The sequence below is a fragment of the Streptomyces sp. NPDC004752 genome, assembly GCF_053601275.1.
Map to the genome: position 1 here is coordinate 39,464 of NZ_JBSGBN010000074.1, position 9,190 is coordinate 48,653.

Annotated in this window: 5 protein-coding genes and 1 pseudogene; 2 read left to right on the plus strand and 4 right to left on the minus strand. The window is 71.0% G+C overall.

Annotation, left to right across the window (positions count from 1 at the left end; translation table 11 throughout):
* Positions 1 to 98: 98 nt before the first annotated feature.
* Both ACWEKM_RS27760 and ACWEKM_RS27765 read right to left on the minus strand, forming a co-directional pair.
* On the minus strand, positions 99 to 4,481 hold the full coding sequence (locus ACWEKM_RS27760) for an nSTAND1 domain-containing NTPase (protein ID WP_451623971.1): 4,383 nt from the start codon (positions 4,479 to 4,481) through the stop codon (positions 99 to 101).
* The gene (locus ACWEKM_RS27765) at positions 4,478 to 4,939 is read right to left on the minus strand and encodes a CU044_2847 family protein (RefSeq protein WP_451623972.1); all 462 of its coding nucleotides are present in this window, start codon (positions 4,937 to 4,939) and stop codon (positions 4,478 to 4,480) included. The genes ACWEKM_RS27760 and ACWEKM_RS27765 overlap by 4 nt, the downstream gene beginning before the upstream one ends.
* 222 nt (positions 4,940 to 5,161) lie before the next feature.
* Here ACWEKM_RS27765 and ACWEKM_RS27770 point away from each other — a divergent pair, with 222 nt between their 5' ends.
* Both ACWEKM_RS27770 and ACWEKM_RS27775 read left to right on the plus strand, forming a co-directional pair.
* A complete protein-coding gene (locus ACWEKM_RS27770) occupies positions 5,162 to 7,744 on the plus strand; it encodes a Tn3 family transposase (protein WP_451623973.1) in 2,583 nt (860 codons plus the stop codon).
* 13 nt (positions 7,745 to 7,757) lie between these two features.
* Complete coding sequence (locus ACWEKM_RS27775; RefSeq protein ID WP_451623974.1) at positions 7,758 to 8,417, plus strand: Tn3 family transposase; 660 nt, start codon at positions 7,758 to 7,760, stop codon at positions 8,415 to 8,417.
* On the opposite strand, the gene ACWEKM_RS27780 is transcribed toward ACWEKM_RS27775, so the two are convergent.
* Both ACWEKM_RS27780 and ACWEKM_RS27785 read right to left on the minus strand, forming a co-directional pair.
* On the minus strand, positions 8,410 to 8,697 hold the full coding sequence (locus tag ACWEKM_RS27780; RefSeq protein ID WP_451623975.1) for a hypothetical protein: 288 nt from the start codon (positions 8,695 to 8,697) through the stop codon (positions 8,410 to 8,412). The two genes, ACWEKM_RS27775 and ACWEKM_RS27780, sit on opposite strands and share 8 nt — an antisense overlap.
* A 211-nt stretch (positions 8,698 to 8,908) precedes the next feature.
* A pseudogene (locus tag ACWEKM_RS27785) lies at positions 8,909 to 9,190 on the minus strand (hypothetical protein); the annotation flags it as partial.

The following is a 9,190-nucleotide window of genomic DNA, read 5'->3' on the forward strand; positions in this document are numbered from 1 at the left end:
CACCTCACGCCTATCCCTGCTGGTCAGGGAGATCCGTTGTTTTCGCGGCCGTTTCTACGGCGACCCGAAGGCGCCGCAGCAGTCGCGCCCCTTGTAGCTCACATCAGTTCCGGCCGACCGGGATTCGGCTCGGCGGTGCCGGGCGCCGGCTCCGGGCAGAGTGGCCGTTCCGGTACCTCGACCGGCAGCCCCGAGCGTTGCTCTTTGGACAGTTCGCGGTAGCCGATGACGGCGCAGAGGGCGTTGCGCCACACGTCGGGGTCCAGGCGGAGCGGGGCACTGCGGCCGTAGCCGTCGGTGTACAGCAGGGTCCGGCCGTCGCCCGAGACGGCCCGGAAGGTGTACGGCTTGTATGACGGGGGCGACGGGCCGAGGTCGTAGACGTCCTCCTCCCTGGTTGGGTCCCCGAGCCGGTAGAGATGGATCAGGCCATGGCTGGCCAGCAGGAACGTGTTCTCGGTGGGGAAGCCGGGAGCGAACTGCCCGGTGTCGTCTCCCAGTCCCACGGGCCCCATCACCCTGCCCAGCGGTTCCCGGCGCCACAGTTCCACCGCACCACCCCTGCGCAGCAGCGCGAAGTACCGGCCGTCCGAGGAGAACCTCACGGTGTTGGTGTCCGTGCCCGTGCGCAGCGTGGCTTCCGTGCGGCCGTCGGCCAGGTCGACCACGCGTATGTCCCGCTTGCCCCACACGGTGACCGCGACCCGGCCCGGCTCGGGGTATCGGGCCACCATCAGGTTCGGTGAAGCGTTTTCCCAGGTCGGGTGGAGGGCCTTGGCGTCGTATCGCGCCAGCTGCCGTCCGTCGGCCGTGTCCCAGCGCTGGATCACCGTGCCGGAGACCGTGATCAGACTCCCCGACCGCTCGAAGAAGTAGCTGATGTCCCCCTTGCCATCCGGCAGAGGCGCGGTGGCGATCTCGTGGACCGGCCGGAGCGTGGCGACCGTACGGATCATGACGCGGTTGCTGCCGACCCGTTCCGCCAGGTGCTTCCCCGCGTGGTCGAACTGGATGAGGTCCCAGTTCTTGGGCTGCCAGTACGGCTTGGGTCGGTAGACCCTGACCGTCGGTTTCGAGGCGCCGAGGGGCAGGATCCCGATGCGCGAGCCGTCCGCGAGCGTCACGACCACCTTGTGGCCGTCGTCGGTGAGGTCCATCGCGCCGGCCGGGACGATCCGGTTGGGTGCGGAGAGCCGGGAGTAGATCACGCGGTTTCTGCCCACGCCGATCAGCGCGGGCTGACCGCCGACGGTGCCGAGTACGGGGTACGGGCTCAGCCCATCGGCGTCGAGCGTCCGCCCGGCGCTGGCCGCGATGGTGCGCCGCTCCAGGTCGACCAGGTTCTCCCAGCCGCTTTCCTTGAGCGCGACGTGGCGGCCGGTGGCGTCGACGCTCTCCATCGCGTCGCAATCGAGGTGCTTCTCCGTGTAACCGGGCGGCCGGCTCTTGGGCGTCCCGTCCGCGACGGGTTGCCGCCATATGGTGACGTCGGCCCCGTAGCCGTGCTGCGCACAGACCGCCACGGCTGTCCCGTCCCCGGAGATCTTCACGCCCTGGATGCCCTTGCCCGCCACCACCGTCCGGGTCCTGCCCGTGATCCGGTCGATCGTCAGCACCCCGTCGCTGTAGCCGTCCTTGCTCGCCGAAGTGACCTCCACGACCAGCGTGCGGCTGTCGGGTGCGAGCCGGATGCCGTGCGTCACGTCGGACGGCGCCGGAAGCCGGCCGCTCCGCCTGGTCCCGGCCGGCGCGTCCAGGTCCCACCACAGCAGGTCCTTACGGCCGAGGGCGGCGGCGAATCGGCCGTCGTTGGACAGCACCGCCTTGTAGCCGTCGTAGGCCTGATCGCTCACGCCGGACACGGCGGGCAGCCGGTGCGCGGGCCCCAGCAGGTGCTCGTCGGTGCCGCCCCGGTGGACGTCGTACCAGATCAGCTCGCCGTTCAGGGCGACGAACCCGGCCTGCCGCCCGTTGCCCGAGACCAGCGGAGCGGCGATCTGGACCCCCTGATCGATGTGCTGGCTGCGGATCCGGCCGCTGGTGGCGTGCACGAAGAAAGTGGCGCGGCCGCCGGACGACCTGGCGAGCACCACGTCTCCGTCGAGGCTCGTCTGCACGGCGTCGGCGTCGCCGGTGATGATGTCCCCGGTGCCGATGGGAGCGTCCTGAGGTCCTGTCAGGACACGGTCGGAGAAGTTGTCCGCCAGGTACGCCCGCAGCAGCGCGTCCCGTGCCTCGCGAGTGTGCGCCGCGCGGTATGCCGCGAGGGCCAGCTGTGCCGCCAGCACGGGGTCGCCGTCGGCCTGGTCGGCGGAGTACTGGGCGAGCGCGCGGGAGGCGGACTCCGAGGCGCGCTCGTCGCTGACGTGCCGGTAGTAGCCGAAGAGCGAGCCGAGGACGAGCACCAGCACGGAGGCGAGGGCGAGGCCCGACCGGAACGTACGACGCCTGCGGGCGCGGGAGCGCTGGTGCGCGCGTCCCTGGTCCAGGTAGGCGCGTTCTTCGGCGCTGAGGTCGGCGGAGCGCTCGCGCAGCCAGGGGTCGGCCGCGGCCAGCGCCGCGGGGCCCGGCAGCAGATCGTCGGCCCGCCCGCCGCGCTCCCAGCGGTCCAGGTCGTGCCGGAGCATCTCCCGCCAGACCAGGAACGCCCGGTCCTCGGCTACCTGCGCGGCCAGCCGCCGCCAGCCGCCGATCAGCGCCTCATGGGCGAGTTCCACCGTCTCGGTGCCTTCGGGGCTGCTCCCGGTGACCAGCAGCCGGGCATCGGCGAGTCGCTGCGCGATCCGCCACTGCGCGTCGTCCAGTTCGGTGCGCCGGGCCGTCCGGCGGGTGGCGGCCGTCGAGCCGAGCGGCACCCGGATCAGTGTGGTGAGCAGACGCCGGGCCGCCGGCTCGTCCGCCGCGGGCACCCGCGCGGTCCACTCCTTGTCGGCGTGCCGGCCGAGGGCGCCGGTGACGCCGCCGAGATCCTCGTACGCCCGGTGGGTGAGCAGGCCGCCGGTCTGCCGCAGCCAGAGCTGGTCGAGAGTGAAGCCGAGCAGCGGCAGGGCGCCCGGGGCGTCACCGGTGTCGGTGAGGACGCGTTCGACGAGCCCGGACTCGTACTCGACCCCGGGTACCGCGTCGACCGGAGCCGTGACGACCTCCCGCAACTGTCCCGGCTCCAGCGGGCCGAGCGCGTAGACGCCGCGGTGCAGCGCGGATCCTGTCATGGGGTGCGCGAGGGCCGCTTCGAGGAAGTCGGCGCGCAGGGTGGTCAGGACGTGCACCGGTTCTGGTAACCGGTCACCGAAGAGCAGGGCGGCCAGTTCGGCCGCGGTTTCGGGCGCGGCGCCGAACGCCTCCTCCAGCTGGTCGACCACGATCAGCAGACGGTCACGCCCCTGGCGATGCAGGACCCGGGCGACGACGTCCGGTAACGAGCCGCGCGTCAGGAGGTCGGTGACCTTTGGCAGTACGGCGAGCCGGGCGGTTTCGGAGAAGTCCGGTTCGAGCAGCGGTAGCAGGGCGGCGGCGAGCGCGGCGGCGGGGCGGCTGCCGGAAGCGGGCCGCAGTACGGCCACCGCGAACCCATCGGCCCGCAGCCGTGGCACGACTCCGGCCAGCGCGAGCGACGACTTGCCGCAGCCGGACGGTCCGACCAGGCAGGTCCACCGCTGACCGGTGGCCTGCTCCGCCAGCTCCGTGCTCTCCGCCGCCCGGCCGTGGAAGAGGTCCACGTCGGCCTCGCGGAAGGCGGCCAGGCCCCGGAACGGCGACGGGGGAAGGGTGAGCGCGCGCAGTCCTGGCTGAGCGGCGAGCAACGTGCCGGTCGGGATCAGATAGCTGGCGGGCGGCTCACCCGCCTCGGCCACAGTGATCATGCCAACCACGCCGCCGAGTTCGTCGTCCCATACGGGGCTGCCGCTGAACCCACCGCTGACCCGGTAACGTCCGCTTGCCGCGAGGTCGGCCTGCACCCATCCGCCGGCCTGCCGGGCGCGCAGCACCCCCGAGTGCCAGGCACCTCCCGGCCGCCCGGCGGGAAACCCGAAGGCACGCGCCGCATGCCCCCAGGTGTCGCCCGCCTCGACAAGGCGCACCGGCCGCGCTCCCGGTAACGGCGACACCAGTTGCAGGACCGCGATGTCCCCCGCGCCGGAGTTCTGCGAGGGCACCCAGCGCGCGACACGGGCTCTCACTCGGGGCGGGGATACGGGGCCAGGGTCGGCCGGGGCGCCGGGTGCCGCAGGGCCAGGGCCGGCCGGAGCATGCGCCAAGGGCAGGTCAACGACGACCTCCGCAGCGGCGGGCGGCTGCGCGCCGTCAGGCAGGCCGAGCGCGGCGGAGATAACATGCGCGCAGGTGAAGGCGACGTCGTCGGTGACGAGGAACCCCACGCCGCGGGGCCCGCCGCGCATATCGCTGATCCGCAGAAGGGCCGCGCCCAGCGTGGCAGGTCCCGGTCCCGTACTGTCCGGCTCCCCCACAGGGGCGGTCATGCGGTGCCGCCAGGGGTGTTGGGCGGGGGGACCATCACTTGACCGCTCAGGCCAGCGGGCGGGGAGTCCGCGACCTGGCCGACCGGGTTACCGGACGGTGCGTCCGACGTCCCGGCGCACGGCGCCCGGCGGTCCCAGGTCAGCCGTACCGTGAAGTTGGCCTGGGCGGAGGTGCTGCTGATCACCACATCGGCCACGGCGGAGAGCGAGAGCCCGAACTCGATGGTGATCTCGTCGGGCCCGCGCGCCATCCCGCGGAAGGTGTCCACGAAGTTCTCGGCCACCGGCCGTACGCCTGAAAGCAGTTCACCGAGGGACCGGGTGGCGCGTGCCACCACCTGTCCCGGCCGGGCGACCTGGACCAGACCGTCCACGGGCTGCTCCTCAATCGCCACCCTGACGGTCTCCCCCGGCTCCCCGCCGGCTCCGCCGAGCGGAAGTTCCACCAGATACGCCACGTGAGCAGCTCCCCCCTCCGGCCACCCGACCGGGCGGCCCTGTGTCCAGAGTGCCCTGTACCGGTGGTCGTGACTCCCGCAACGGCAACACACTTGCGCCGCGCCTGCACCCACGGCAGCTCCTTCAGCGCCGCGCTGACCCGATGCCGCGTCTGCTGATCATGTGACTTAAGGTGAGCGCCGTCACAGCACGGGGAGAAGCGACGGGGAGGGGCGGGACGGGTGGCGTTCCTGACCGACGAACAACGCCGCAACTACGGCACGTTCACGCAGGTGCCAGACGACGGGCAGCTGGCCGGCTACTTCCTCCTGGACCGCGAGGCGCGGCGGCGGGCGATGGCCTGCCGGGGCGCGAGATCGCAGCTCGGCTACGCCGTCCAGCTCGGCACCGTGCGGTTCCTGGGCACCTTCCTGGACAACCCCGAGGACGCACCCGCTGAAGTCGTCGAATACGTTGCCGAGCAGCTCGGCTACCCCGCGTCGGTGCTCGCCGGGTACGGCGCCGAGCGCACCCGCTGGGACCACCAGAACGCCATCAAGCAGGCGTACGGCTACCAGGATCTCAAGGGCGACGTCTGGTGGAGGCTGGCCCGCTGGCTGTGGGACCGCTGCTGGTCGGGCAACGAGCGCCCCATCGCCCTGTTCGACCTCGCCACCCTGCACCTGGTCGAGAACAAGGTGCTGCCGCCCGGCGCCACCGTCCTCGAACACATGGTCACCTCCATCCGCGAGCACACCAACCGCAAGACCTGGCGCACCCTGGCCGCCAAGCCGGATGCCGCCCAGCGCGCCGCCCTGAGCGCGCTGCTGCCGGTTGAGGACAGCCGCCGCACCTCCAGACTGGACCGGCTGCGCCGCTCCCCGCGCGACATCACCGGCCCCGGCGCGGGCAAGGCCATCGACCGGTTCATCGAGCTCAACAAACTCGGCGCCTCCGCCTGGGACCTGTCCGCCGTCCCCGCCGGCCGCCTCACCGCACTGTCCCGCTACGCCTCCTCGGTCCGCGCCAAGGCGGTCGCCGACCTCGCCGAACCGCGCAGGATGGCCACCCTGGTGGCGTTCGCCGCCGCGACGCGCACCCGCGCCGCGGACGAGGCGATCGAGGTCTTCGACATGCTGATGTCCGACCTCGCCCGCACCTCCGCGAACCTGGCCGCCAAACAGCGCATGCGCACCCTGGGCGACCTGGACTCCGCCGCCCTGATGCTGCGCGAGGCATGGATCACCCTCAGCCATGCCGCCGCCGACCACGAGCAGGACGTCCGATCCGGCTTCGACCTGCTCGACATCACCGCCACGCACCAGGCCGCGCGCACCGTCGGCGAACTCGCCCGGCCCGAAGCCGAGACCATCGCCGCCGAACTGACCGCCCGCTACCGCACCATCAACCAGCCCCTGCGCCGCCTGGCCAAGCACCTCGGCCTGGAGAGCCTCGAAGAAGCAGGCCCCCTGATGGAGGCCCTGGCGTTCCTGCCCAAGCTGGAGCGGACCCTGGCCAAGTCCCGCCAGAGCGAACTGTTTCCCTCCGTCCCAGTCGACCACCTCGGACCTACGTGGCAGACCCGGGTGTTCCCCACCGAGGGCGAGCACGCCGGCGGCGTCGACAAGCACGCCTGGATCGTCGGCACCGCCGAAGCCCTGCGCGGCGCCCTGCGCCGCCACGACGTGTTCGTGCCCGGCCTGGACAAGTGGGGCGACCCCCGCAAGGCCCTGCTCCAGGGCGCCACCTGGGAGAACGCCCGTACCCGGGTGTGCCGCAGCCTCGGCCTGTCCGAGAAGCCGGGCGTCGATCTGGACCGCTGGTGCCGCGAACTCGACGACGACTACCGGCGCCTGGCCGCCGGGCTCGCCGACAACCCCCATGTGCGCATCGAGCAGCGCACCGAGAACGGCAAACTGCGCGACCACCTCGTCCTCACCGGCCTGGACAAGCTCACCGAACCGGCCAGCCTCAAAGACCTGCGCGACGCCGTCGACGCCCGCATCCCCGCCGTCGACCTGCCCGAACTCCTCCTCGAAGTCCACGCCTGGACCGGGTTCCTCAACCACTTCCACCACGTCTCCGAGGCGAGCAGCCGCGCCGAACATCTCATCGTTTCGCTGGCAGCGGTGATCGTGGCCGAGGCATGCAACATCGGGATACAGGCGATGGTCTCCGAGGACGAGCCTGGCCGCTCCCGCGACCAGCTGTTCTGGGTCGAGCAGAACTACCTGCGGGCCGAGACCCTGGGCCTGGCCAACGCGGTCCTGGTCGACCACCAGGCCACCTTGCCCATCGTCGGGCACTGGGGCGGCGGCGAACTCGCCTCCGCCGACGGCCTTCGCTTCGCCACCCCGCTGAGGGTCCTCAACTCCGGCCCGAACCCGAAGTACTTCGCCGCCCGCGGTATCACGCTCTACAACTACCTCTCCGACCAGTACAGCGGCTTCAACCACATCGTCATCCCCGGCACCCGCCGCGACAGCCTCTACCTGCTCGACGGCATCCTCGACCAGCCCACCTCGCTGAACCCCACCGAGATCGCCACGGACACCGCGGGCGCCTCCGAAATGATCTTCGGCCTGTTCCGACTCCTGGGCTACCAGTTTTCCCCGCGCCTCGCGGACGCCGGGAACACCCTGCTCTACCGCGCCGACCAGGCCGCCGACTACGGCCCGCGCAACCCGCTCACCGGCGGCCGTATCCGGCTGCGTACCATCACCGACCACTGGGACGACCTCCTCCGCCTCACGGGCTCCCTGCGCGAGGGCACCGTCCGCGCCTCCCAGATCCTGCCCGTCCTCTCCGGCCAGGGGCGCCTGTAGGTTCTCGTTTCCCATGTCCTCTGGCAGGGCTCTGACCAGCGCGGATTCGGCTTGTCTCACGCAGTGTCCTCACCGGTTCATCTCACTTCCGTGTCCTTTTCCCTGCCGTCCGGCGGCAGTTGAGACAGGCCGCAGGACTCTTGACCTGGGGTGTCTCATCCGGGGGCCAGCCGTGGGACACCGCTCGTGGGAAAAGGACACGGGAGCTGGGAACCTACAGCGCCCCAGCCCGCTCGGCCGCGCGGTTATGCAGATCGGCCGCTTGGACCGCTCCGCCTTCCTCGCCCGCTACTACCACAGCGAACTCTTCCGCCGGAAGATCAACACCCAGCTCAACCGGCAGGAGTCCCGTCACGAACTCGCCCGCCGCATCTTCTACGGGCAGAAGGGCGAACTGCGGCAAAAGTACAAAGAAGGGCAAGAGGATCAGCTATCGGCACTGGGGCTCGCCTTGAATGCCTGCATTCTCTGGAATTCGGTGTATATCCAGGAGGCGGTCAACCAGCTCCGCGCCGAGGGCCACCACGTTTCCGACGCCGACCTTGCCCGACTCTCCCCGCTCGGCCACGACCACATCCGCATGATCGGCCGCTACCATTTCCGGCTTTCACCCGAACTCGCCGCCGGCAAACTCCGCCCCCTGCGCACCACGCGGGAGACCGTCGTCAGCTGACGACCGGCGGGCCGCCATCGGTCTGCCGCTCGGCCAGCAGCCGCCTTACCTGCTCGTGCGAGATCCCACAGAACGCCCCGATCCGACGCAGCCCCCACCCCTCATCGGCGGCTGCCGCCATCGCCTCCACCCGGGCCTCGTCCAACGCACCCACCAGCGCGTTCCGCATCTCCTCCAGCAGCCGCATTCGCAACGCCGGCGCCAGCCCGTCCAACTCCCGGCAGTACCGCTCCACATCCGAGCGCAGGAACCCCATCCGCGGGTCACTCACCTCATCCACGCGGCACAGCGAACAGCCAGCTCAACCCGGGTGTCAAATCATGTGACAGCAAACTGCACTCTCTGCGTGGTTCCTACTCGACCGCCACGTCGGCCGTGGGTTCAGCGTGACTGAGGTGCTTTCACCGGGAACCCACGGCGTTTTCGGCAGGCAGGCATGAAAGTGCGGTGGGTCCGTTGCCACTGATTCGGCAGGTCCTTCACCACTGGGCTCACTCGGCGCGCTGTCCGACACGGAGGACGCTCAGGTAACGGCGTGATGCCCGGTCGCCCATCCGCGTGCGGATGCGCTCGGCGATTGCGTCGAGCAGGGGCTCACGGACGTCGCGGTCGAGCCTCCGGTATAGCGACAACGAGCGAAGGTGATCGGCAAAGCCGTCCCCGTTGAACCACTGAACGGTTGGGCACCAGCGCACGATCGTTGGGCCGAACAATCCTCCGGGATCGTCGACCAGGCCCCAGCCCTCGTCGGTGGTGCGCACGTCGTCCTCCAG